Genomic DNA, 22,608 nt, shown 5'->3' with positions numbered 1-22,608 from the left:
CCGTACGCGTGGCGCTGCCGCCCGCTGCCTGAGAGGTGGGACGGGACGCAAGCCGGCGTGCTGCCGGCCGGCGCCCCGTGGGCTCGTGCTACGACCAGCGGCGCAGCGCCGCCCGGGCCGGCACGGTGACCGCGAGCAGTGCCAGGCCGCCGGCGGCCACCGCGAAGGATCCGTACACCAGCGGGGGCACGTACGGCGCCTCGCCGGTCATGCCGTTCATCATCGGGATCAGCGTGGCCGCGGCGATCGCGGAGCCGAGGACCACACCCACCGCGGAGACCAGCAGGCCCTCCCAGCGGAGCATCGCGAGCACCTGACTCCGGGTGGAGCCCACGAGGCGCAGCGTGCCGAGCTCGCGGCGGCGGTCCAGGACCGTCATCACCAGGGTGTTGACGGCGGCGACGGCGGCGAAGCCGCCGAGGACCGCGGCCATGGTGTTGCTGGTCCAGGCGCCCAGTTTCGCGTCGAGGTTCTGCTCGGTCGCGTAGCCCGACGCGTCGGTGACCTCGCCCAGGGCGGCGAGCGACTCCGCCGAGCCGCCCCGTACCAGCAGCGTGCTGTCGAAGCCCGAGGTGACGTGCCCGGCCAGGGACGCCCGGTCCATGGTCACCGTGGCCAGGCCGAGGCCGCGGCCGTAGACCGCGACGACCTCGGGGCGGGCCTCGGTACCGTCGGGGAGGTAGAGCGGGAGCCGGTCGCCGACGCCGGCGTCCGCCGAGGTCGCCAGGGTCTTGTCGATGGCGATACGGCCCTTGCCGAGCCGGTCGAGGCTGCCGTCGCGTACGTCCAGATCCTGCACCTTCGCGAGCTCGGTTCCGGAGCCGGTGACGCCCTGGGTCGCCGCGCCCTGCAGTGACGCGAACTCGCCGGAGCCGACGGGCACCAGTACCTGTGTGTTCAGCAGGCCCACGGCCGCCTCCACCCCGGGGGCGCGGGCGGCGTGCGCCACCGCGTCCACCGGGAGTCCCACCGGGTCCGTCACCACGTGGTCCGCGGTGATGCCCGCGCGCAGCTGCTTGTCGGCGGCGTGGGTCTCGCTGGTGTGCATGAACACGAGGGTCGAGGCGAAGGCCATGGCGAGCACGATCGGAGTGATCGCGGAGGCGAGGCGGCGGGCGTTGGTGCGGGAGTTGGCGGCCGCGAGCTCGGCGGCCGGGCCCGCGCCGCGCAGCGGGAGGCCGAACAGGCCCGCGCACAGCCGCGCCACCAGCGGGCCGAGCAGCCCGACGGCGAGCATGAAGCACATGACGACGCCGAGGGCTGCGCCCGCCGCGTCATCCCCCGCGGAGCGGGCGGACACGCCGGTGAGGACCGCGCCTCCGACGAGGGCGCCGACACCGAGGACGGTACGGATGACGCCGGGCCGCAGCCGCTCCACCGACGCCTCCGACAGCGCCTGTCCCGGCCTGACCTTCGCGGGCCGGCGCCCCGCCGTCCAGCCGGCGCCGAGCGCGGTGAGCAGCCCCATGCCGACCGCGGCGAGCAGTGGGAGCCCCGAGACGTGCAGGTCCACGGCCTGCGGGACGGCGCCGCGGTTCTGCAGTTGCCTGAACCACCAGTGCGCGAGGCCGATGCCGGGGAGACAGCCGACGATCCCGGCGAGCGGCGCGACGAGGAGTGCTTCGGAGGCGACCGCGCGCCGGATCTGCCGTGGGGTGGCGCCGACGGCACGCAGCAGGGCGAATTCGCGCGAGCGCTGACCGACCGAGAGCGCGACGGTGCCGGCGGCGGTGAAGACCGCGACGATGGCGGCGATGCCGCCGAAGGAGCCGCCGATCCCGAAGAGCGTCTGCTTGGCGTAGGCGAGGCCCGGATCCTCGACCGCGCCGCGGTCGTCGCCGGTGTGCACCTGGGCTCCGGAGCCGGCCAGGGCCTTCGTCACGGAGCCGGCCAGGACGTCGGCATCGGTGCCGGGCTTCGCCAGCACGGCGATGGCGTCGGCCTTGCCCGGGTGCCCGGCGAGCGTGGCGGCCTCGGCGTCGGCGAACCAGGCCAGGGCTCCCCCGGCGCCGGTGTCCCGGACGGTGTCCTCGGTTCCGGCCTTGGCGACGCCGGCTACGCGGAAGTCCCGCTGCCCGGCGGCGGTCTGCAGCACGACGGTGTCACCGACGGCCGCCTTCGCGGCGCGGGCCGTACCCGCGTCGAGTACGACTTCGCCCCCGCGGGGCGCGGAACCGGTGGTCAGCGCGGTACCGGTGAAGGCGTGCGAGCCCCATCCGTGCGCGGTGAGCACACCGCCCGGAACGGGCAGTCCGCGTGCGCCGGGGCCGGCGCCGTCGTCCGCCACGCGCACGGGGAAGGTGAAGTCCGGGACGGCCGTGGCCGCGCCCGGCGCGTTGGCTGCCTTCGCCGCCAGCCCGGCGTCCACCCGTGCGGTGTCCGGCAGCGGGGTCGCCTCCTTCTCCCGGTCCTCACCGCTGCCCGTGACGACGTACTCGTACTGGTCCGCCGCCGCGACGACAGGCGCCTTCGCGTACCGTTCCGGCGGCACCGACGCGCGCAGGCCGGTCTCGAGCAGGATTCCGCAGGCCGAGACGATCAGTGCGGACATCAGCAGCGCGAGGAAGGTCCCCGCGAAGGACGCGGGCTTGAAGCGGACGGCCTCACGGGCGAGTCCGTTGGGACGCCTCATGCCGCCACACCTGCCATCGCACCCGCGCGGGAGGTGCGGGAGGTGAGCACGGCCATCCGTGCCGCAATCTGCTCCGCCGAACCGCGCTCGAGATGGTCGGCGAAGGCTCCGTCGGCGAGGAACAGCACTCGGTCGGCCCAGGCGGCCGCGGCCGGGTCGTGGGTGACCATGACGACGGTGGCCCCGAGGGCGTCCACCGCGTTCCGCAGCAGGCCGAGGACCTCGGCGGCGGTGCCGGTGTCGAGAGCGCCGGTGGGTTCGTCCGCGAACACCACGTCCGGGCTGGTGACCAGGGCGCGGGCGACGGCCACGCGCTGCTGCTGGCCGCCGGACAGCTCGCCGGGGCGGCGTTTCGCCTTGCCGTCGAGCCCGACCTGCGCGAGTACGGCGGCCGCACGGCCGCGGTCCTGGCGCCGTCCGGCCAGGCGCATGGGCAACAGCACGTTCTGCTCCACGGTCAGCGACGGCAGCAGGTTGAACGCCTGGAAGACGAAGCCGAGGCGGCTGCGGCGCAGCTCGGTGAGCTCGTTCTCACTCATACCGGTGATCTCCGTACCACCGAGGCGCACGGATCCCGCCGACGGCCGGTCGAGCCCGGCGGCGCACTGCAGGAAGGTGGACTTGCCCGATCCGGAGGGGCCCATGACGGCGGTGAACGTGCCGCGCGGCAGGGCGAGGTCGACGCCCGAGAGCGCGTGCACGACACCCGCCCCCCGACCGTACTGCCGCCGGACACCGCGCAGCTCCACGGCGAGACCGGGCGTCGCGGCCGGGACCTCGCGCCGGTCGTCCGCCTCCGGCCGGTTGTCCGTCCCCAGCCGGTTGTCCGTCTTCTGCCGCTTGCCGCTGCGTAGCCTCATGTCCCGTCTCCCTCATACGCGCACTTCTGTGACGGGGTGAAGAGTGCGGGGGCGGCTGCACGCCGGGCGTCATACCCGGGAGCCAATGTGGAGGTGCTACCGCGGTAGGGGGTGGAGGAGGGGCAGGCCCTCCCCCGGCCCGCGGTCACCCGCCCGGTTGCAAGGGCGGAGCCCGCGGAACCCGCGGAACCCGCGGAACCCGCGGAACCCCGGGCCGCGCCGGAGGCGGGCCGGCCGGAGGCGGGCCGGCCGGGGCACCGCGGGCGGGGCGTGCCGGCGGCTACGCCTCGTTGCCGCCCGGTGCCGGAGCCGGTGCGTACCCCCGGCGAGGCATCCACTTCGCCGGCCGGGAGCGATCCGTCCCGACCCGGTGGTGGCGTGCTCGCGGTTCAGGGGCGGTGCTATTCGCCCGGGGCCACCAATCCCGATTCGTAGGCGAAGACCACCGCCTGGGCGCGGTCGCGCAGGTCCAGCTTGGTGAGGACACGGCTCACGTGCGTCTTCACCGTCTGCTCGGCCAGTACCAGGATTTCCGCGATCTCCCCGTTCGACCGGCCGCGGGCCACCAGGGTGAGGACTTCGGTCTCGCGTTCCGTCAGACCCTTGAGCCGCTGCGCGGGCTTGCCCCGGGCGGCGGGACGCTGCTTGGCGAAGTCCGCGATGAGGCGGCGCGTGACGGACGGGGCGAGCAGCGCGTCGCCCGAGGCCACGACGCGTACCGCCGCGATGAGGTCGGCCGGCGGCGCGTCCTTGAGCAGGAAGCCGCTCGCGCCCGCCCGCAGCGCCTCGTAGACGTAGTCGTCGACGTCGAACGTGGTGAGCATCAGGACGCGCGGCCGGTGTGTCACGCCCGGCGGCGGGGACAGGAGGCGGCGCGCGGCCTCGAGGCCGTCCATCTCGGGCATGCGGACGTCCATCAGCACGACGTCGGGATGGGTCCGCCGGCTCAGCTCGACGCCCTGCGCGCCGTCGGGGGCCTCGCCCACCACGTCGATGTCGCTCTGGGCGGCCAGCAGCGCGGCGAAGCCGGCCCGCACCATGGCCTGGTCATCGACGATGATGACACGCGTCGTCACGTGAAGTCCCTTTCGGTCAGTGGAAGTCGGGCGGCGACCCGGAAGCCCCCGTCCGGCAGCGGCCCCGCGTCGAGGGTGCCGCCGATGATCCGTACCCGCTCGCGCATGCCGACGAGTCCGTGCCCGGTGCCGCCCACCTCGAGCGGCGCGGAGGGCTGCTCCGGCGGCGGGTCGTTGACGACGAGTACGGTGAGCTCCGCGCCGTCCTCCGAAGTGGGCTCCGACACCGACAACGACACCCGCGTAGGGGCACCCGGCGCATGCCGCACGACGTTCGCCAGGGCCTCCTGGACGATCCGGTACGCGGACAGGCCCACCGCCTCGGGTACGTCGGCGTCGCAGGGTGTGAAGTCCACCGGTCCGCCGGCCCTCGCCGTCGCTTCCACCAGCTGCGCGATCTGCGTCAGGTCCGGCTGGGGGGCGAGCTCGCCGTGCGTGTCCTCGTTGCGCAGGACGCCGAGGAGCCTGCGCATCTCGCCGAGCGACTCGCGGGCGGTCGCCGCGATGGACGTGAACTCCTTCCGCGCATCCGGCGGCAGGCGGTCGAGGCGGTACTCCGCGGTGTCCGCCTGCACCGTGATGACGGACATGTGGTGCGCCACCACGTCGTGCAGCTCGCGCGCGATCCGGGCGCGTTCCTCCAGCAGTGTCCGGCGACCGCGCTCGGCCTCGCTGATCGTCTCCTGCTCGGCCAGCCTGCGCTGCACCTCGTGCCGCTCACGGAGCGCACCGCCCAACACGAGGGTGACGCCGCTGAGAATGGTGAGCAGTGTGCTGTTGCCGTTCGTTCCGTGGGGTACCACGAACTCCAGGCCGACGCCCGCGCCCGCCGTCGCCAGCCACACCAGCAACAGCGTCCGGCGCCGCTCGCGCAGGCCCAGGGCGAGGCAGAGGCCGACGTACCCGACGATCTCCATGGGCGGGAACGGCCACAGGAGCCGGGCTTCGAAGTCGACGGTGAGCAGGGCGAGCGCCCCGGCCACGTCCGCGGCGAAGACCACGTACCAGGCCTGCAGCGGACGGACCACGGCGAGCAGCAGCGGCGCCGACTGCGTAACGGCCAGCGCGCTCGCGATGCCGCCGTTGAGGCCGTAGTCGACGCTGAGCACCCGGATCGTGGTGGGCAGCAGGGCGACGCACAACACGAACGCCACGCCCCACGGCAGCAGCCGTACCCACCGACGTGAAGCCCCCGCCAACAGCGCGCGCGGGCGTCCCTCCTTCAGTGCGATCATGGACACCAGCCTAGGTGCGGCGGGACGGCGTCAGGACACGCGCGGCTGTCGTGCGCAGCCCTGCGGGGCCAAGTCGGGAGTGAACCCCGGTAGGGGGTGGGCCAGAGCTTGTGTCTTGATCGCTCGTCGCTCGTCGCTCGTCGCTCGTCGCTCGTCTCTTGTCGCTTGACGCTTGTCGCCGGTCGCCGGTCGCCGGTCGCTTGTCGCTTGTCGCTTGTCATCAGGGCCAACCGCGCAAGCCCGCGGAGGTACCCCTGTCTGCGCCCCGCCGAAGCCATTGCGCGGCAAGATCGAGCGCTGCCAAACTGATTTCGGGAATCGTCCGTGTCGAGGGGTGGCTTGTGGGGGAATGGTTCGATCTGTTTTCAGGCCCGCTCAATGACCGACGCATACGAAGGTCTGTCTCATGAGCCCGGTCCTGGACACCGCGTTCATACCGCCGCGGGACCGGGAGGAAGTAGTCCGGAACGCGGTGTGGGAATCCATGGTGGCAGTCGATATCAATCACCGTCCTCCGGCTGAGGACATCTCCGTTCGCATAGGGCTCGGCGCCGTGGGGCCCATCAGGATCTGTTCGGCGCGGGCGACCGCGGTCAGGATCCGCCGGACGGAGCGGCTCGCCCGGGAGGACGAGGAGCCGGCCGTCTCTCTCGGTGTTCAGATGACGGGCAGCAGCATGGTGGTGCAGAACGGTCGCCAGTGCCTGCTGAGGCCGGGTGAATGCGCCGTCTACGAATCGATCGCTCCCTACACGCTTCTCTTCGACGAAGGAGTCGACCACCGCTTCATCCGTTTCCCCCGCGCGGCACTCGCGCTCCCCGACCGGTTACTGCGAGACGTCACCGCGGTCCCCCTGGGACCCGACAACCCCGTTGCGCGCCTCGCCTTCACCTACTTCTCCCAACTGGCCGTCACCGACGAACTGCACCAGGGCGTGCACGCCGACGCGGTCGTGGAGCCCAGCGTCGAACTCCTCCGCGCCGTCCTGACGGCCCAGCGCGGCGACGCCGGCCTGGCCAGGGGCCCTCTCGAGGAGACACTCGGACTGCGGATCACTCAGTACATCCGGGAGCATCTGTCCGATCCCGACCTGTCGGCGACACGGATCGCCGCCGCGCACGGCATCTCCGTACGTCACCTCTACGCGGTGCTGTCCCGGTCGGGCATCAGCCTCGGAGACTGGATCCGCACACGCCGCCTGGCCGAATGCAGGCGGGAGCTGGCCGGCCCGAACGGCCGGCTGCGGACCATCGCGGCGACAGGACGGAGTTGGGGCTTCGCGGACGCGACCCACTTCAGCAAGGTGTTCAAACAGGCCTACGGAGTCTCGCCCCGGGCCTGGCGCGACCAGAACCATCCCCGCTCCGCCGAGTGACGGCCTCCCAGCGGCCGCGTCCGCACGGCCGGCCCCGCCCCGGGGAGTCGTGGCCGGACGGTCAGCGCCAGGCCTGGCGTTCCTGGCTGCGGGGGTCGTCGACCAGGGCCCACTCGGTGTCGATGCGCATCGTGGCCCGGCGCTCGTCGTCGTACGGGTCCCAGCCGGGGTCGCCGGTCCTGGCGAAGCGGACCCACGCCCCGTGCATACGGGCGGCGAGACCCGCGGGAGGTTCGTCGGGGCCGAGCAGGGCGGCGGAGCCGTGCAGCCGCGGAAGGTGGGCGGTATCGAAGACGAAGGGCAGCTCGACCGCGTGGGTCGCGCCGAGCTCTCCGCCCAGGGCGTGGGAGCGCCAGGCGAACTCGTAGGCGTAGGTGGCGGATTCGGGGTGGGCGGCATGTGCGCCGGCCAAGGCCCGGCTGCCCGCCCCGAACAGTGCGTCGCCCAGGATGGCGGAGCGAAGTTCGCCGAAGGACGCCTCGGGACGTGCCTTGCGGTACGTCTCGACGAGTCGGGCCGGTTCCGGGTGCGAGCGCGCCGCCACGTCATCGACGTCTCCGGCGGTCGAGGTCGCGTACTTGCCCACCGGAACGAGATAGAGGTGTCCCTCTTCGGTGTTGGTCCCGATGAGCAGGCGGACGTCGCTGCTCGGGCCGGCGGCGACGGATTCGGCGGGCTGCGTGTCGAGGACCAGGCTGAAGGGGCTGAGCCCGATCAGCGGGTCATGGTGCGTCTCGGTCCGCAGGCCGATGCCCGTGAGCCGGGAGGCGGCCTCGACCAGGCGGTCGTCGGAGATGCCGGCGAAAGCGTCGACCTGGGGTTCGATGCCCAGGGCGTCGGCTGCCGCCCTGGTGATACGGGCGGCCTGCTCGGTGGTGAACGCCCCCAGGCCGCTGCCGCTCTGGACGATCGCCCGGTGGAAGAGGCCGTCGGCTTCCTCGGCGGCGAGGATGCCGCCGACGATGGTCGCCCCGGCCGACTGGCCGAAGAGGGTGACGTTGTGCGGGTCGCCGCCGAACGCGGCGATGTTCTCCCGCACCCAGCGCAGCGCGGCGACGACGTCGAGCAGCCCGCGGTTGGCGGGCGCGCCGGGTATGTCGAGGAACCCGGCAATGCCGAGCCGGTAGTTGACGGTGACGAGGACGACGCCGTCGCGGGCGAAGGCGGAGCCGTCGTACAGCGCGGACCGTGTCGAACCGGCGACGAATCCGCCGCCGTGCACGAACACCATGACGGGCAGGCCGCCGTTCGCGGCGGCCGGCACCCAGACGTTGGCGGTGAGGTAGTCCTCGCCGCGGCTCCAGCCCGTGCCGAAGTAGGGGGACATGTCGACGCCGCCGAGCCGGCGCTCGGACTGCGGCGCGTTGGGTCCCGGCACGGTGGCGTCCCGTACGCCGTCCCACGGCTCGTGCGGCTGGGGCGGCCCGAATCGGCCGGCGCCGCGGGGCGGAGCGGCGTAGGGGATGCCGAGGAAGACGGCCGTGTCTTTCCGGCGCAGGCCGCGGACGGCTCCCTGTGCCGTGGTCACGACGGGGCCGGGGTGGTTGCTCATGTCTCGTGTCTTTCCGCAGGAGTTCAAGCCTGCTCGGTGTACGGGGCGAAGGGTGCCCAGCGCTTGATGGCGAACTTGTCCCCCTCGCGTGCCACCTCGGCGGCGCCGTGGCCGCCCAGATGCGCGGGGATCACGAGCGCGTTGTTGTCTGCCGCCCAGCCCAGAACCCTGCGGCGGGTGGCGCGGGCGCCCGCCGGGTCCTCGCAGAAGCAGCTGTTGGCGTCGGGTTCGAGGATCTGCACGGGGCTGTGCAGCATGTCTGCGACGAACACCGCGCGGTCCGTCCCGGAGGTGAGGGTCAGTACGGAGGAGCCGGGAGTGTGTCCGGGGGCCGCGTCGAGGCGGAGGTCGGCGTCGATCCGGTGGCTGTCTTCCCACAGCAGCGTCCGGCCGGCCTGGTGCACCGGGGCCACGCTGTCCTCGAAGACATTCTGGTTGCCGCGGCCGAGCAGTGGCTTGTGGCCGTTCTCGGGGTTCCAGAAGTCGAAGTCGTCCTTCGGCATCAGATAGGTGGCGTTGGGAAAGGTGGGCACCCACTGCCGGCCGTTCAGATACGTGTTCCAACCGACGTGGTCGACGTGGAGATGCGTGTTGATCACGATGTCCACGTCCTCGGGCTCGACGCCGGCGCGCGCGAGATTGTCCAGGAAGCCTGTTTCGAGACGGTTCCAGACCGGCGCGTACGGGCGGTCCTTGTGGTTGCCCACGCCGGTGTCGACGAGGATGGTCTTGCCTCCGCTGCGCAGCAGCCAGGTCTGGATCGCGGAATTGACGGTATTGCTCTCGGAGTCGATGAAATGTGAGGCCAGCCAGGAGGAGCCGCTGTTCCACACTTCCTTCGGACTTCCGGGAAAGAAGGTGTCGGGTGTCATCTCGACAGAACCGAAGTACTCCCATACCCGCGTGATGGTGACGTTGCCGAGCGTGATGTGTTCTTGTTCCATGAGGCGTCCTTGGGAATGGGGAGGCTTTCCCGAAACCGTAGAAGCGGCCTCGGCCCGCCCGGTATCCGTCAGGTGACTGCACCCGCGCACCGCCCGGGCACTGGACCGGCGCCGCTTGTAGCCTGGACGGGCCGGAGCAAGGCCACTCCGATCGAATGCCGCAATGCCGGGAGGCTCCGTGGACGAGCACACAGCCGACCGCGGTGCTGCCCTGAGAGCTGAGTCGGATACGGCGGAGCCGATCGTGGGCCGGGACGCTGAACTGGCACGCCTGTTTCGTGCGGTGGACCGGGCGTCGGCCGACCGGGTGCTGATGCTGGTCGGTGATGTGGGCACGGGCAAGAGCGCGCTGCTGGAGCACGCGGTGCGCCGGGCTGAAACCGGCGGTGCTCGCGTACTACGTGCCGAGGGCAGCGAGTCGGAGACCAGCCTGGCGTTCTCCGCACTGCATCAGTTGCTGCGGCCGGTGCCGGCCGAGGTGGACGGACTGCCGGGGAGGCAACGCGCGGCGGTGCGGGACGCCTTCGGCGAGGGGCCGGCCACGGCGGGACCCGATCCCATGCTGGTCGCGGTCGCCGTCCTGAGCCTGTTGTCGGGCCTGGGCGACCACCGTCCGGTACTCGTGGTGCTGGACGATGCGCAGTGGTTTGATCGTGCTTCCCTTGACGCGCTGTCCTTCGCTGCCAGACGGCTGGAAGGTGAACCGGTCACGATGCTGATCGGGGCCCGTGGCGGCGACCACCTTCCGGGATTCGACCGTCGTGTGCCGATGCTCACCCTGGAGCCGCTCGACGCCGCTGCGGCCAATCGGCTGCTGGACCTGCAGCCGAAGGTCCCCACCGGCCACATCAGGTCGCGGATCCTCGACCAGGCAGGCGGCAACCCGCTGGCGCTGGTGGAACTGACGAGGACGGCCACAGCCCAGGACACGGCTGCGGGGCCGCCGTCCGCGGGACCGCTTCGGCTGACCGATCGTCTGGAGCGGGTCTTCGCCGCCCGTCTGGACGGCCTCCCCCACTCGGCCACGCGGGCGCTGCTGCTCTTGGCCGCCATGGACAGCGCCGACTCCGCGATCGCCGTCTCGGCGGGGCTGCCGCGTGCCGAGGACGCGGCCTGGCTGCCGGCCGAGCAGGCCGGGCTGGTTCGGCGGACCGGCCGCGACGTCCGGTTCCGCCACCCACTGGTCCGGTCCGCCGTGTATCACGCCGCCTCCCCGGACGCCCGGCGCGAGGCTCACCTCACGCTCGCCGGGATGCTGCGGGCCGAACCGGACCGGAGTGCCTGGCATCTTGCGGCCGCCTGCCCGCACCCGGACGCTGCCGTGTCGGCGGAGCTGGAGCGGACCGCCGGGCGGGCCCTCCGTCGCGGCGGCCATACGGCGGCGGCCCAGGCCCTGCAGCGCGCCGCGGAGCTCGCACCGCGGCGCGAGGACGGTGCCCGGCTACTGGTCGAAGCCGCCGCGGCGGCCGTGTTCACCGGAGACATCGCCTGGGTCGAGGAACTGGTCGCCGCGGCGCACACGCGCACGGACGACGCGGCCCTGCTGGCCTCCGCCGCCGTGCAGGCCGGTCGGCTGGCGGTCCTGACCGTGCGCCACACCGTGGTCTTCTCCCGGCTGGCCGCGGCGGCCGAGGAGTTGGCGGTCCCCCAGCCCGCGGCCGCGCTGGACCTCCTGGCCGACGCCGCCGTGGTCCGCTTCTACTCAGGAGAGGACACCCAGCGCCACCGCGTCCGGGACATCCTGCGGCGCCTTCCCGCGCACGCCTCGGACGCAGGCCTGCGCACGTGGGTGAGGGCGGTGTCCGACCCCTTCGACGACCGGGCCCGACTGGTCTGCCTGCTGCCGCGGTTGACGGCCGAGGCGGTGGACCGGCCGGAGCGGCTCACCGCCGTCGGGATCATGGCGTGGCTCCTGGACGAGACCCCGCACGCCGTCCGCGCCTTCGACGAGGCCTTCGACCGCTGGGAGCTGCGGGGAGCACTGCCCGAGGGGCTGGGCGGCGCGGTCGCCTGGGCCTATGTGGAGCGAGGACGGTGGGAACAGGCCCGTGCGGCCTGCGCCCGTACCACCGCGGTCGGCCGGGCGGCCGGCCTCGACCACGCCGTGGCCTGTGCGGCCACCGTGGACGCCACCCTGCTGGCCTTCCAGGGCGACGCGTCCTCGGCGCGGGCTCGCGCCGAGGAAGCGCTCGCCCTGATCGATCCGCTGGAAAGCCGCTCGGTCGCCGTCTACGCCCATCGTGCGCTCGGTGCCGCGGCGGCCTCGGAGGGCGCCTACGAGACCGCGTACGGCCGACTCCGCATGGTCTTCGCGGCAGACGGCGCGCCCGTGCACTACCACGCCTCCTACCCGGCCCTCGCGGATCTGGCCGCCGCCGCTGTGCGCTGCGGCCGCCACGAGGAGGCTGTCGCGATCGTCGAGCGCTCGGCACGTGCGCTGGCGGACAACGCCTCACCCCGCCTGCGCGCGCTGATCAGCCGAGCGCGTGGCCTGCTGGCGGACCCGGAGGACGCCGAACCGCACTTCCGGGCGGCTCTGGCGGATCCGGTACTGGAGTACTGGCCCTTCGAACGTGCCCAGACCCTGCTCGACCTCGCCGAGTGGCTGCGGCGCCGTCGGCGCGTCGCGGAGGCGCGTGGGCCGCTCACCGAGGCCCTGGAGACCTTTCGTCGGCTGGGCGCGCGCCCGTGGATCGAGCGTGCCCGGGCCGAATCGCGCGCCGCCGGGCTCGATGTCGCGGACACGGCACCCGACGCACTCGCCGAACTTTCCCCGCAACAGCAGCAGATCGTCCGGCTCGCCGCCCGCGGACTGACCAACCGCGAGATCGGCGAGAAGCTCTTCCTCTCCCCGCGCACGGTCGGCTCCCACCTCTACCGCAGCTTCCCCAAGCTGGGCGTCACCGCCCGTTCCCAGCTGCGCGACCTCGTCGAGGGGGACCCTCGCCGCGGCGGCCCAGCAGGGTTGCGAGGCGGGCCCTCGCAGGCTGGACACTGTTCGAGTACGGGGGACCAGCCACCAGGGCTGCCCCCCGCCCACGGCACGGGGCATGACGGCGAACCGGGCCGGACCGCCGTCGGGGCATACGACCACGCGTGACGGAAGGCTCCGTGCGAGAGGCGGACATGCACTCCGGCGTGGACAGGGGCGGCACGCCGGCCGAAGAGCCGGGCACCGCGCTCGGGGCAGGCCGGGTGTGCCATCTCATGACATCGGTTTCCTCGTGGTCAGGCTCGGCCGCGTAGGACGCGAGGCGATCGGCGAGCGCAATGACGAGGTGGCGCAGTTCAACGGGGCGTTCGATGACGAACGGCCGGTCGAGTGAGGCGAGTACCGCAGGCAACCAATCGAGCCGCTCCGCCCGCAGCTCGACGCGCAGCCAGCGCTCGGTCGCCCGGTCCTCGCCCGTCCCGGGCGCGTACTCCTCCAGGCTCGCGATGCCGGCGGGAAGGCGGGCGCGGATCTGCTCGACCGTCCCGTGGATCCGCAAGGTCACCTCATGCCGGTACTCGGCCGTGGCGAACCCCGACAACAAGCGCTGTGCCGGACCGGGACCCGCTGGCGCTTCGAAGGAGCCTGGCAGGGTCCGCGCGTCCGCGATGCGATCGAGCCGGAAGGTTCGGTCCTCGACGGTCCGGGCATCCGTGCCCGTGACGTACCACCGGCCCGAATGGGCGACGATCCCGTAGGCGTGCAACGTGCGTTCGCTGCGCCGTCCGTCGCGGTCGGTGCAGCGGATCGAGACCGGTCGGCGGTGGCGCACCGCATCGGCGATGGTGAGCAGGATCTCGGCGTCCGGGGTGTCGAGATCATCGCGCTGATCCGTGAAGGCGAGAGCTTCCAGGAGCGTTTCGAGCCGACGGGCGATGCGCTTGGGCAGCACTCGCCGGATCTTCGCCGATGCCGTCTCGCTCGCCGTGTGCTCCCTCGTCGTCAACCCTGCTCGGCGGCCGGCGGCCAGGCCGAGCAGCACGGCCAGCGCCTCGTCGTCGCTGAGCACGAGCGGAGGCAAGCGGTACCCGGGGGCGAGCCGGTACCCGCCGTAGCGGCCGCGCACCGATTCCACGGGCACGTCCAGGTCGATCAGCTGGTCCACATACCGCCGCACGGTGCGCCCTTCGACGCCGAGCCGGTCGGCTAGACGGTCACCACGTCATCCCGGCTCGGCCGGATGTGCGGGGCGGCGGCTTGGGCAAGGAGGTGCGGCACGCGGTGCTCCGTCTGGCGTTGGGCCCCGGCGGGCCTCAGTGGAGGCACAGACAGAAGGGATGGCCCGCCGGGTCGGCGTAGACGCGCCAGTTGGCCCCCGGGTGGAGCTGGTCCGTCCGCTCCAACACCGTCGCACCGAGGGCAAGCGCCCGCTTCTCCTCGCCGTCGAGGTCGTCCACGTCGAAGTCCAGATGGAGCTGCTGCGGGCTCTCCTGACCGGGCCATTCGGGCGCTCGGTAGCCGTCCACCCGCTGGCAGGCCAGCGGCGTCCCCTCGAAACCGTGCACCTCGACCCAACCGGCATCCTCCGGATCCATCACCACCCGCCCGCCTAGCAGATCCGCGTAGAACTCGGCGAGCCGTACCGGATCGGCACAGTCCAGCGCGACCGCCTGCAGCTTTCTGATCACTTCCGCCACCCCTCGCTCCAAGGCCGCTGCCGCGACGCTCACGTACGGGAGGGCTCGTACCCGCCGCCGCCGGGGGCATGCGCGGCAGCACGCCCGTGCGCGGCCGGTCCGGCTCGTCCGGCCGCTTGCCGTCGACACCGGGCTCGGCGCACGGGTCGGCGGGTGCAGCGCGACCATCGGCTCCGGACCCGGAACCTCGTCCGTCGCTGACGCCACGCCGTGCTCCCTGACCGCCCTCGAGATCACTGTGTGCGTCAGCAGAAGCCCTCCGCGATCGGCCGAAGGCCGGCGGCCGGGGCGGCCTGGGCGGCCGGACTGACACGGAGGACGCCAGACCCCAGGCCCCGGATAGCGTCGGCCACCCGGCCACCCGGCCCACGGGACCGCCGTGTCCCCGGTACGCCCTCGTCTCGGGGACACGCTCAGCGCAGTGACCGGCGTCACACTCGACTTCTGTCAGCAATCGGGACGCCGTCTCGTTCAGGGGGCACGCGAACGAGACAGGAGCACTGACATGAAGCACCGCATCGTCGTACTCGGCGCCGGATACGCCGGGGCCTTCGCCGCCGGGAACCTGGCTCGCCGGCTCTCCCCCGCCGACACCGAGATCACCGTCGTCAATGCCGTGCCCGACTTCGTTGAGCGGATGCGGCTCCACCAGCTCGCGTCGGGCCAGGGAATCACGTTCCGCAAGCTCGCCGACGTATTCGCGGGCACCGGGGTACGGCTGCGCCTGGCGCGCGTCACCGGTGTCGACCCCGAGCGCAGGACCGTCGCCGTGACCGGCGAGGACGGCGACGGTGAGCTCGGGTACGACACGCTCCTCTACGCTCTCGGCAGCTCCGTGGCCGACCACGGCGTCCCCGGTGTCGCCGAGCACGCCTTCGATGTGACCGGCCGTGCCTCGGCGCTGCGGCTGCGCGAGCGCCTGGCCGGCCTCGGCGAGGGCGGCAGCGTGCTGGTCGTCGGTGAGGGGCTGACCGGCATCGAGACCGCCACCGAGTTCGCCGAGACCCGGCCCGATCTCTCGGTCGCGCTCGCCGCCCGCGGCGAGCTGGGCGCCTGGCTCTCCCCGAAGGCCCGCCGCCACCTGCGTCAGGCCTTCGACCGGCTCGGCATCACCGTCCACGAGCACACCCGCGTCGAAGCCGTCGAGCCGACACGGGCCATCGCCGCCGGCGGTACGTCCATCCCGGCCGAAGTGACCGTGTGGGCGGCCGGTTTCGCCGTGCACCCCATCGCTGCCGCCAGTGGCCTGGAGGTCGCCGATACGGGCCAGATCGTCGTCGACCGCACCATGCGCTCGGTCTCGCACCCGGACGTCTACGCCGCCGGCGACTGCGCATACGCGATCGGTGAGAACGGCCGGCCGCTGCCGATGTCCTGCGCCTCGGCAGGCTTCACCAACATGCAGGCGACCGCCGCGATCATCGCGCGTCTGACCGGCGACAAGGTCCCGGCCACCGGGCTGAAGTACCACGGCAACCACATCAGTCTCGGGCGGCGGGACGCCATCTTCCAGATGGTGGACGGGGACGCCCGGTCGAAGTCCTGGTACCTGGGCGGCCGGGCCGCCGCGCGGCTCAAGTCGGGTGTGCTCAAGGGGGCCGGGTGGGGCATCGTCCACCCGACCTTCGGCATGCCGAAGCGCAAGCGCCGCCTGGCCGCCGCGCCCGACCGGGCCGGTGTGAGGGTCGCCGCCTAGGCTGTCCCGCATGGACACCACGGCCATCGATCGGTTCGAGGCCAGCCGGGGCCGGCTGGCCTCGCTCGCGTACCGTCTGCTCGGTTCGGCCGCCGACGCCGAGGACGCCGTGCAGGACACGTTCCTGCGCTGGCAGGCCGCGGACCGCGAACGGGTCGAGGTGCCGGAAGCGTGGCTGACCAAGGTCGTCACGAACCTCTGCCTCGACCGGCTCCGCTCGGCGCAGGCGCGCCACGAGCGGGCGGCCGGTGCCTGGCTGCCCGAGCCGCTGCTGGAGGGCGACCCGATGCTCGACCCTGCCGGCACCGTCGAGCAGCGGGAATCGGTGTCCCTGGCCGTGCTGACCCTCCTGGAGCGCCTCTCGCCGGTCGAGCGGGCCGTCTACGTCCTGCGTGAGGCGTTCTCGTACAGCCACGCCGAGATCGCCGGGATCCTCGACATCACCGAGTCCGCGAGTCAGCAGCATGTCCACCGGGCCCGGATCCGGGTCACCGCCGAGCGCCGACGCGGCGTCGAGGCCGACCCCGTGTCCGCACGGCGGGTCGTGGAGGAGTTCCTCGCCGCCGCCTCTTCGGGGCGCACCGAACGACTGGTGGCACTGCTCACCGACGACGTGACGGCGGTCTCGGACGGTGCCGGACTGGGCAAGCGGCTGCTGCGGTACACGACGCGGGAGCGGGTCGCCTCCTTCGTACGGGCGGGTTTCAAGCCCACGCCGGCGAAGCGGCGGCTGGCCGGCGGCTCGCCCGCCATGCATATCGCCCAGGTCAACGGCTCCCCGGCCGTCGTGGCCGTGGTCGGCGACCGGATCGTGGGCGCCGTGGCGTTCGAAGTCCGCGACGGCAAGGTCGCGTCCCTGCGCGGCATTGCCGCCGCCGACCGGCTCGGGCGTCTCAACGAGGCCTGGCGGCGGCACGAACCCGACGCGCCGGTCATCGAGGCGTGGTGACGGAAGCCGAGCGCCCCTTCGGTCCCCGCACCGCACAGCGCGGGGACCGTGGCACGTCGGTCTCGGGCATCGGCGTCGGCCACGCGGCAGGGCGGTGGTCGCCGATCGGTCGGGGTCGCGGCCCGCGCTCACGGGTGTGCCGAGATCTCGCCGGGTCCGGGCGGCGCTGAAGCCGGGTGGGACGCCGATGTGTGTGAGGCGAGCACGGGGGCGAAGGGAACGACCGGCCCGTCCCCCCGGGGGAATCGTCGGTCGGCGTCGTCCCGTCAGGCTGCCTGGGTGAGTTCCGCGCGGCCGAAGAGGATCGCGTAGCCGGAGGGGAGTTGGGTGAGGATCCGGTCGAGCAGGTCGGGCCCGGCGAGGCGGGCAACGACGCCCAGTACGGAGCCGACGTCCCAGCGAGTGGTGGCCAGGGTGCCGCCGGTACCAGCGGCGAGGTCCCTGACGAAGGCCCAGCCTGTCATCGAGTCGGTCGCGGGAATCTGGGCGGCGAGGATCTGTGCCGCTTCGCGGGGAAGGCGGGCGGCCAGCTCGACGCGTTCCTCGCCGGTGACGCGGCGGCCGAGAGCGGCCAGGACCGCGGAGACGACTTCCTCGGCCCGCTCACGGGTGGGGTAGGCGCCGTTGTAGCGGACCTGCTCCAGCATCTGGCCGTACGACACGGAGGGGATGCCGGTGACCGTCGCCGGGGCCGTCTGGGTCTTCATCGGTGAAGGAGGCCTTTCTCGCTCGTGGTTGTTTTCTTTTTTTGGGGGATGGGCCGGTGACCGGCGAAGCCGGAGGAGTCAGTCACCGGATGTGCGGGCGGTACCGGAGGGCGTGGTGTCCTGCGGCCGGCCGAAGAGGAGGTCGTATCCGGGCGGGAGTTGCAGCAGGATGCGGCGGGTCAGCTCCTCGCCCGCGGCGTCGGCGGCCACGCTGAGCACGGCGCCGACGTCCCAGGTCGCGGTCTTTTCGGTGGCTCCCTCGATCCACGCCGCGGTGGCCCGCACGAATCGTTCGGCGGACAGGGGCTCGGCGGCCTGCAAGGGGTTGAGCAGGATCAGGGCGAAGGTCTCCGGGAGCCGGGCGGCCAGCTCGGCCCGTACCTCGCCGACCAGATGCGCGCCCAGGAGCGCCATGACCGTGCGTGCCGCGCGGTCCGCCTCCGTGCGGGTCGGGTACTCGCCACGTTCCTGTACCTGGTCGAGGAACACATCCCAGTGCATGGCCATCGGGATACTCCTTCCCCTGACGGTCCGTGCCGGTCGGCGGAGGGCGGGTGCCGCTGGGAAAGCCGGTCCGCCCTCCGTCACCGGGGAGGCTCTGCCTCAGCCGGAGATCTCCCTGCGGTCCGCGCCGGTGCCGATGGAGACCTTGCGCGGCTTGGCACGCTCGGCGATCGGGACGCGCAAGGTGAGCACGCCCGCGTCGTAGTCGGCACTGATGTGCTCGGTGTCGAGCGTGTCGGCCAGCATCACCTGGCGGGAGAAGACACCCAGGGGGCGTTCCGAGAGTTCCATCTGGATGTCGTCGCTCTTGGTGACGGGACGGCGCTCGGCCCGGACGGTCAGCATGTTCCGCTCGACGTCGATGTCGATCGCGTCCGGGGCGACACCGGGCAGATCGAGGGCGATCACGTACACGTCCCCCTCGCGGTAGGCGTCCATGGGCATCGCCGAAGGACGGGACCAGGTGCCGGACGTGTTGCCGAACAGCTGCTGGGTGAGCCGGTCGAGATCACGGAAAGGGTCGGTGCGCATCAGCATCGGGAAACACCTCCAGTTCACTGAGCAGAACCGCTCATGCGCTGCTTCCTGTCTTTCTTGTAGCATGTCATCGAAACGATGACAAGTGATGGTGTCATCCGTCGGGTGACGCGATGGAGTGGAGGTGAACCATGACCGTGGACCCGCGAGAAGCCGGTTCCAGGCCCTCGTCCTTCCTCGCCGCCGAGGCGGCACTGGCGGTGATCGACGAGGCCGTCCACACCGCCCAGGTGCCACAGTCCGGAGGGCGGCCCGGTGCCGAGGTCAGCTCCGATCAGGCGCTGGCCGCGCTGTTGCTCCTGCGTGAGGTGCGTGCCCGGCTCGCGGGATGGGAGACGGGGCTGATCGAAGCGGCGCGCGAGGCGGGGGCGAGCTGGGCGGACCTCGCGCAGCCCCTCGGTGTCGCCAGTCGGCAGGCCGCCGAACGCCGCTACCTGCGCCTGCGCCCCGGTGTCCCCGGCGCCACCGGCGAGCAGCGCGTACAGGCCACTCGGGACCGCCGCGCCGCCGACCGTGCCATCACCGCCTGGGCCCGCGGCAACGCGTCCGACCTGCGGCAGCTCGCCGGCCAGGTAGTCGCGCTCACCGCTCTCCCGACCGAGGCCCGCGTCCCCCTCGTGCTGGCGCTGGGCCGCGACGACGCCGCCGGCCTCATCGGCCCGCTGGCCCGTGCCCGCGAACATCTCGCAGCCGATCACTCGGAGCTGATCGCCCGCATCGACACCCTCACCCACCGCGCAGACCAGGTCCGCGCGCCGGGGAACGGCGGACGCCGGCCCCCGGAGTGACAGGGCGGGCCGCCTGCGGCCGGGCCGTCACGGCGGACGACTGACCGCGTGGGCCGACGGACCCTGGCCACGTGGGCACTTGGCCACCTGGGCACCTGGGCATCCGGGCACCTGGGCATCCGGCCGGAAGCAACCGGGAAGCACGCTGCGTCAGTTGCCTTGCTCGGGCTACCGTCCACACGCTGTGCGGGTCAGGCCGGAGGCGGCGGGGCCCCGCCGGCTGTCCCGGACCACAATCGCCTTTCGCGTCGAGCCGCCGGGCGCTAGTGTCCGGATGCGGCGAGTTCACCCACGGGGAGTTGCGGACATGGTCGGTCTTACGAGCACGCGTTGACGTCGTGGGCCGATCGGCCCGTCATCGCGTGCTGCCCTTGATGTCGCGGCACGGCGAGCCTTCTCCTGCCCGAACCGTCGGCGCACACCTGTGGCGTGCCCGCCGGCGGGCCTCATTGTGGGCAACCCGAGGGATCCAGTGCCGTCCGACTCCTCCTCCGTATCCGGTTCCGACCGCCCCGTTCCGCCGGGTCTGTGGCGGGACAGCAGCTTCCGCAGGCTCTGGACGGGGCAGACCGCCTCCCAGCTCGGCGAACACACGGGTCTGGTCGTTCTGCCGCTCTTCGCCGTCCTGACGCTCGATGCCAGCGCCGCCCAACTGGGCGCGCTGCGCGCCGTGGGGCAGGCGCCGATCCTGTTGCTCTCGCTCCTCGTCGGCGCGTGGGTGGACAGATGGCGCACTCGCACAGTGATGGTGCTGGCCGACGTCGGCCGGGCCCTCGCCCTGGGTGCCGCCGCCCTGGCCGGCCTCTTCGGCCGGCTCGGCCTGCCCGCACTGTTCGTGGTCACCTTCGCAGTCGGGGCCCTCTCCGTGTTCTTCGACGTGGCATACCAGGCGTCCCTGGTACGGCTGGTGCGACGCGATCAGCTGGTGCGGGGCAACAGCGCGCTCGAGGGCAGCCGGTCCGCGGCGCAGATCGGCGGTCCGGCCCTCGGCGGTGCGTTGGTGTCCCTGCTGTCGGCACCGATCGCCGCCGCCTCCAGCGCGCTGTTCTTCGCGCTGTCGTTCCTGTCGATCCGGCGAATCCGCCGGGTCGAATCGACTCCGGAGCGCCTGGAGCGGACGTCCAGGGTCTGGCGGCGGATTCACAAGGGTCTCCGTTTCGTCGTCGGCGACACCACGCTGCGGACCGTGTGCCTGGCCTCGGCCGCCTTCCAGTGCTCCTTCGCGGCCGTCATGACCGTCTATCTGCTCTTCCTGCCCCGGGAACTGCACCTGTCGGGCACCGTCGTCGGGCTGGCCCTCGCGGCGACAGGGCCGGGCGCGCTCCTGGGCTCCCTGCTGGCCGCCCGTCTGCCGAACCGTTTCGGGTACGGCCCGGTACTCGTGGCCGCCGCCGTGCTCGGCGACGGCGTGTTCTTGTGGGTACCCGCGCTGCACGGTTCCTCCGCCGTGACCGTACCCGTGCTCCTTGCGGTCAGCTTCGTGTTCGGGGCCGGCGGCCAGTTGGTGAACGTGGCGCTCATGGCCGTCCGGCAGACGGTCACTCCGGACGGGATGCAGGGCCGCGCGGCCGCGACGATCACGTTCGTCGGCATGGGGCTGACCCCGCTCGGCGCCCTGCTCGGCGGATTCCTCGCCGCGGAGTGGGGGCTGCGTACCAGTCTCCTGGTGACGGCCGCGGGCATGATGCTGTCCCCCCTGGTGATGGCCCTGTCCCCGCTCGCACGCATGGGGCGGACGCTTCCGGCCGTGCGCCATGCCCCACCCGCTTCCGGCCGCTCCGAGGTACGTCCGTGACCCGCTGGTACGTCCGTGACCCGCTGCTGGACCGTGAACCGTTGCCGTCCGGGTCAGTCCGCGTACACGACGATCAGGCACAGCGCCACGAACGGCACGACGGACGTGCCGAGCAGCGTCAGCGCCGCCGGGACCGCCGCCGTCAGCCGCTCAGTGCCCTTGTCCCGGCGCGAGAGGAACACGCGACGGGCCAGGAAAAGCGGCAACACCACCACGGCGAGGAGGACCACCGTCGCCGAGACGTTGCTGAACGCCGTGGTCCCGGTGCCGGTGACCAGGCGCCAGGCGGTCGCGCCGAAGACGATCGCCGATCCGGCCAGAAGTCCGCAGGCGAGCACCATCGCCACGGCGACCGTCAGTCCCTCGGTCAGCCGCTCCGCACGCCTGCGCTTCCTGCGCACGTCCACTGTCCCGCTCTCCCCCACACCCACCCCCGGGCGCCGCCGGGCCCCGTAGCCCTTTGCTTGCGTCTAGACGCTCATCATGCCGAGAGCACCGGAGCCCATCCGGGCCCCGGACGCGATGCTCTCACGGGCCCATCGGGCCCATCGGGCCCATCGGGTCCGTCGGGTGACCACGGGGAGCCGGAATAGCGGATTGGCAGCCGTGCGCAGCGGGCAGGGAGCCAGTTGGTGTCATGCACACGACTGCCCTTTCCCCCACGAGGAGGTCGACCATGCGCGTCCGTACCCTGACCGGCGGCCTGGCCGCGGCTCTGCTGATGTCCCTACCCGCGCTGAGCGGCCAGGCCGTGGCCGCCGAACCGTCCGGCGGCACCGCGATCCCCCTGCCCGCCGCCCGGGTGCTCACCTACGACGCGAGCGGCTCCGCGGAGTTCCGATCCGCGGTCACCCGGGGCGCGTCGATCTGGAACGAGAGCGTCGACGGCGTGGAACTGCGCCCCGCCGCGTCCGGTCAGCGCGCCAACATCCGGATACTCGCCGACAACGGCTGGCCGCGCGCCCTGCCCACCTCCCTGGGCAACGGCACCGTCTACATCGGACGCCAGGCCGTGAACCAGGGCTACAACACGGTACGCATCTCTTCGCACGAGCTCGGTCACATCCTGGGCCTGCCGGACCGCAAGCCCGGTCCCTGCTCCAGCCTGATGTCGGGCTCCAGCGCGGGCGTCCCGTGCACCAACCCCTACCCGAACGCCGCCGAGAAGGCCGAGGTCGAGGGCAACTTCCCGGCAGCCTGACGCCCTTCGAGGAGGCGGGACGCAAAGGACGGGCCCGGTGCCAGGAGCCCCGGCAAGCGGCGACCGGCCGAACAGCGGTGAGGGTCCTGCCGGTGCTCACCGGCGGGACCCTCACAGCGTGTCGTGCC

Annotated in this window: 18 protein-coding genes and 1 pseudogene; 7 read left to right on the top strand and 12 right to left on the bottom strand. The window is 72.6% G+C overall.

Annotated features, from left to right (window positions below; genetic code table 11):
- Positions 1-88: 88 nt before the first annotated feature.
- The 4 genes from ACZ4V1_RS23545 to ACZ4V1_RS23530 form a co-directional block, all read right to left on the bottom strand.
- Complete coding sequence (locus tag ACZ4V1_RS23545; RefSeq protein ID WP_468339228.1) at positions 89-2,632, bottom strand: FtsX-like permease family protein; 2,544 nt, start codon at positions 2,630-2,632, stop codon at positions 89-91.
- On the bottom strand, positions 2,629-3,492 hold the full coding sequence (locus ACZ4V1_RS23540; RefSeq protein ID WP_468339226.1) for an ABC transporter ATP-binding protein: 864 nt from the start codon (positions 3,490-3,492) through the stop codon (positions 2,629-2,631). Before ACZ4V1_RS23540 ends, ACZ4V1_RS23545 begins: the two co-directional genes overlap by 4 nt.
- Before the next feature lie 401 nt (positions 3,493-3,893).
- Complete coding sequence (locus tag ACZ4V1_RS23535) at positions 3,894-4,568, bottom strand: response regulator (protein ID WP_468339224.1); 675 nt, start codon at positions 4,566-4,568, stop codon at positions 3,894-3,896.
- Positions 4,565-5,803 carry a sensor histidine kinase gene (locus ACZ4V1_RS23530; RefSeq protein WP_468339222.1) on the bottom strand — a complete coding sequence of 413 codons (1,239 nt, stop codon included), beginning with the start codon at positions 5,801-5,803 and terminating at the stop codon, positions 4,565-4,567. Before ACZ4V1_RS23530 ends, ACZ4V1_RS23535 begins: the two co-directional genes overlap by 4 nt.
- 406 nt (positions 5,804-6,209) lie before the next feature.
- Here ACZ4V1_RS23530 and ACZ4V1_RS23525 point away from each other — a divergent pair, with 406 nt between their 5' ends.
- A complete protein-coding gene (locus ACZ4V1_RS23525) occupies positions 6,210-7,178 on the top strand; it encodes an AraC-like ligand-binding domain-containing protein (RefSeq protein WP_468339220.1) in 969 nt (322 codons plus the stop codon).
- A gap of 61 nt (positions 7,179-7,239) precedes the next feature.
- On the opposite strand, the gene ACZ4V1_RS23520 is transcribed toward ACZ4V1_RS23525, so the two are convergent.
- The gene (locus ACZ4V1_RS23520) at positions 7,240-8,730 is read right to left on the bottom strand and encodes a carboxylesterase/lipase family protein (protein ID WP_468339218.1); all 1,491 of its coding nucleotides are present in this window, start codon (positions 8,728-8,730) and stop codon (positions 7,240-7,242) included.
- A 23-nt stretch (positions 8,731-8,753) separates the two neighbouring features.
- Entirely contained in the window at positions 8,754-9,674 is a 921-nt protein-coding gene (locus tag ACZ4V1_RS23515; protein WP_468339216.1) for an MBL fold metallo-hydrolase, read from the bottom strand.
- A gap of 178 nt (positions 9,675-9,852) precedes the next feature.
- Between ACZ4V1_RS23515 and ACZ4V1_RS23510 the strand changes: the two genes are divergently transcribed.
- Positions 9,853-12,774 carry a helix-turn-helix transcriptional regulator gene (locus tag ACZ4V1_RS23510; protein ID WP_468339214.1) on the top strand — a complete coding sequence of 974 codons (2,922 nt, stop codon included), beginning with the start codon at positions 9,853-9,855 and terminating at the stop codon, positions 12,772-12,774.
- 139 nt (positions 12,775-12,913) lie between these two features.
- Here the strand turns inward: ACZ4V1_RS23510 and ACZ4V1_RS23505 are convergent.
- Positions 12,914-13,816: pseudogene (locus tag ACZ4V1_RS23505) on the bottom strand (helix-turn-helix transcriptional regulator); the annotation flags it as partial.
- A 103-nt stretch (positions 13,817-13,919) separates the two neighbouring features.
- The gene (locus ACZ4V1_RS23500; RefSeq protein WP_468339212.1) at positions 13,920-14,294 is read right to left on the bottom strand and encodes a VOC family protein; all 375 of its coding nucleotides are present in this window, start codon (positions 14,292-14,294) and stop codon (positions 13,920-13,922) included.
- Between the two features lie 514 nt (positions 14,295-14,808).
- Between ACZ4V1_RS23500 and ACZ4V1_RS23495 the strand changes: the two genes are divergently transcribed.
- Entirely contained in the window at positions 14,809-15,999 is a 1,191-nt protein-coding gene (locus tag ACZ4V1_RS23495) for an NAD(P)/FAD-dependent oxidoreductase (protein WP_468339210.1), read from the top strand.
- 10 nt (positions 16,000-16,009) lie between these two features.
- Positions 16,010-16,948 (top strand): sigma-70 family RNA polymerase sigma factor, encoded by a 939-nt coding sequence (locus tag ACZ4V1_RS23490; RefSeq protein ID WP_468339208.1) that lies wholly within the window; start codon positions 16,010-16,012, stop codon positions 16,946-16,948.
- A gap of 266 nt (positions 16,949-17,214) precedes the next feature.
- Here ACZ4V1_RS23490 and ACZ4V1_RS23485 read toward each other — a convergent pair whose 3' ends face one another.
- The 3 genes from ACZ4V1_RS23485 to ACZ4V1_RS23475 form a co-directional block, all read right to left on the bottom strand.
- Positions 17,215-17,655, bottom strand: coding sequence for a DUF2267 domain-containing protein (locus ACZ4V1_RS23485; RefSeq protein ID WP_468339206.1), 441 nt, complete (start codon positions 17,653-17,655; stop codon positions 17,215-17,217).
- A gap of 78 nt (positions 17,656-17,733) precedes the next feature.
- Positions 17,734-18,162: a DUF2267 domain-containing protein gene (locus ACZ4V1_RS23480; protein WP_468339204.1), complete on the bottom strand. Its 429-nt coding sequence runs from the start codon at positions 18,160-18,162 to the stop codon at positions 17,734-17,736.
- A gap of 96 nt (positions 18,163-18,258) precedes the next feature.
- Positions 18,259-18,696 carry an Hsp20/alpha crystallin family protein gene (locus ACZ4V1_RS23475; protein ID WP_468339202.1) on the bottom strand — a complete coding sequence of 146 codons (438 nt, stop codon included), beginning with the start codon at positions 18,694-18,696 and terminating at the stop codon, positions 18,259-18,261.
- A gap of 131 nt (positions 18,697-18,827) precedes the next feature.
- On the opposite strand from ACZ4V1_RS23475, the gene ACZ4V1_RS23470 reads away from it, so the two are divergent.
- Positions 18,828-19,484, top strand: coding sequence for a type III effector protein (locus ACZ4V1_RS23470; protein WP_468339200.1), 657 nt, complete (start codon positions 18,828-18,830; stop codon positions 19,482-19,484).
- 472 nt (positions 19,485-19,956) lie between these two features.
- Positions 19,957-21,279 carry an MFS transporter gene (locus ACZ4V1_RS23465; RefSeq protein ID WP_468339198.1) on the top strand — a complete coding sequence of 441 codons (1,323 nt, stop codon included), beginning with the start codon at positions 19,957-19,959 and terminating at the stop codon, positions 21,277-21,279.
- Between the two features lie 53 nt (positions 21,280-21,332).
- Here ACZ4V1_RS23465 and ACZ4V1_RS23460 read toward each other — a convergent pair whose 3' ends face one another.
- Positions 21,333-21,686 (bottom strand): hypothetical protein, encoded by a 354-nt coding sequence (locus ACZ4V1_RS23460; protein WP_468339196.1) that lies wholly within the window; start codon positions 21,684-21,686, stop codon positions 21,333-21,335.
- A gap of 269 nt (positions 21,687-21,955) precedes the next feature.
- Between ACZ4V1_RS23460 and ACZ4V1_RS23455 the strand changes: the two genes are divergently transcribed.
- Complete coding sequence (locus ACZ4V1_RS23455) at positions 21,956-22,480, top strand: snapalysin family zinc-dependent metalloprotease (RefSeq protein ID WP_468339194.1); 525 nt, start codon at positions 21,956-21,958, stop codon at positions 22,478-22,480.
- Positions 22,481-22,608: the final 128 nt, after the last annotated feature.

Source organism: Streptomyces sp. NPDC028991 (assembly GCF_055564775.1).
The sequence above is the reverse complement of the archived record's forward strand: the minus strand, read 5'-3'. Positions and strand labels throughout refer to the sequence as shown.

What these genes read in the sequence shown, in the direction of transcription:
- ACZ4V1_RS23540 (WP_468339226.1), bottom strand. Translation starts at nt 3,492, where the DNA reads ATGAGGCTACGCAGCGGCAAGCGGCAGAAGACGGACAACCGGCTGGGG.
- ACZ4V1_RS23515 (WP_468339216.1), bottom strand. Translation starts at nt 9,674, where the DNA reads ATGGAACAAGAACACATCACGCTCGGCAACGTCACCATCACGCGGGTA.
- ACZ4V1_RS23480 (WP_468339204.1), bottom strand. Translation starts at nt 18,162, where the DNA reads ATGGCCATGCACTGGGATGTGTTCCTCGACCAGGTACAGGAACGTGGC.
- ACZ4V1_RS23530 (WP_468339222.1), bottom strand. Translation starts at nt 5,803, where the DNA reads ATGATCGCACTGAAGGAGGGACGCCCGCGCGCGCTGTTGGCGGGGGCT.
- ACZ4V1_RS23475 (WP_468339202.1), bottom strand. Translation starts at nt 18,696, where the DNA reads ATGCTGATGCGCACCGACCCTTTCCGTGATCTCGACCGGCTCACCCAG.
- ACZ4V1_RS23545 (WP_468339228.1), bottom strand. Translation starts at nt 2,632, where the DNA reads ATGAGGCGTCCCAACGGACTCGCCCGTGAGGCCGTCCGCTTCAAGCCC.
- ACZ4V1_RS23520 (WP_468339218.1), bottom strand. Translation starts at nt 8,730, where the DNA reads ATGAGCAACCACCCCGGCCCCGTCGTGACCACGGCACAGGGAGCCGTC.
- ACZ4V1_RS23470 (WP_468339200.1), top strand. Translation starts at nt 18,828, where the DNA reads ATGACCGTGGACCCGCGAGAAGCCGGTTCCAGGCCCTCGTCCTTCCTC.
- ACZ4V1_RS23455 (WP_468339194.1), top strand. Translation starts at nt 21,956, where the DNA reads ATGCGCGTCCGTACCCTGACCGGCGGCCTGGCCGCGGCTCTGCTGATG.
- ACZ4V1_RS23485 (WP_468339206.1), bottom strand. Translation starts at nt 17,655, where the DNA reads ATGAAGACCCAGACGGCCCCGGCGACGGTCACCGGCATCCCCTCCGTG.
- ACZ4V1_RS23490 (WP_468339208.1), top strand. Translation starts at nt 16,010, where the DNA reads ATGGACACCACGGCCATCGATCGGTTCGAGGCCAGCCGGGGCCGGCTG.
- ACZ4V1_RS23495 (WP_468339210.1), top strand. Translation starts at nt 14,809, where the DNA reads ATGAAGCACCGCATCGTCGTACTCGGCGCCGGATACGCCGGGGCCTTC.
- ACZ4V1_RS23525 (WP_468339220.1), top strand. Translation starts at nt 6,210, where the DNA reads ATGAGCCCGGTCCTGGACACCGCGTTCATACCGCCGCGGGACCGGGAG.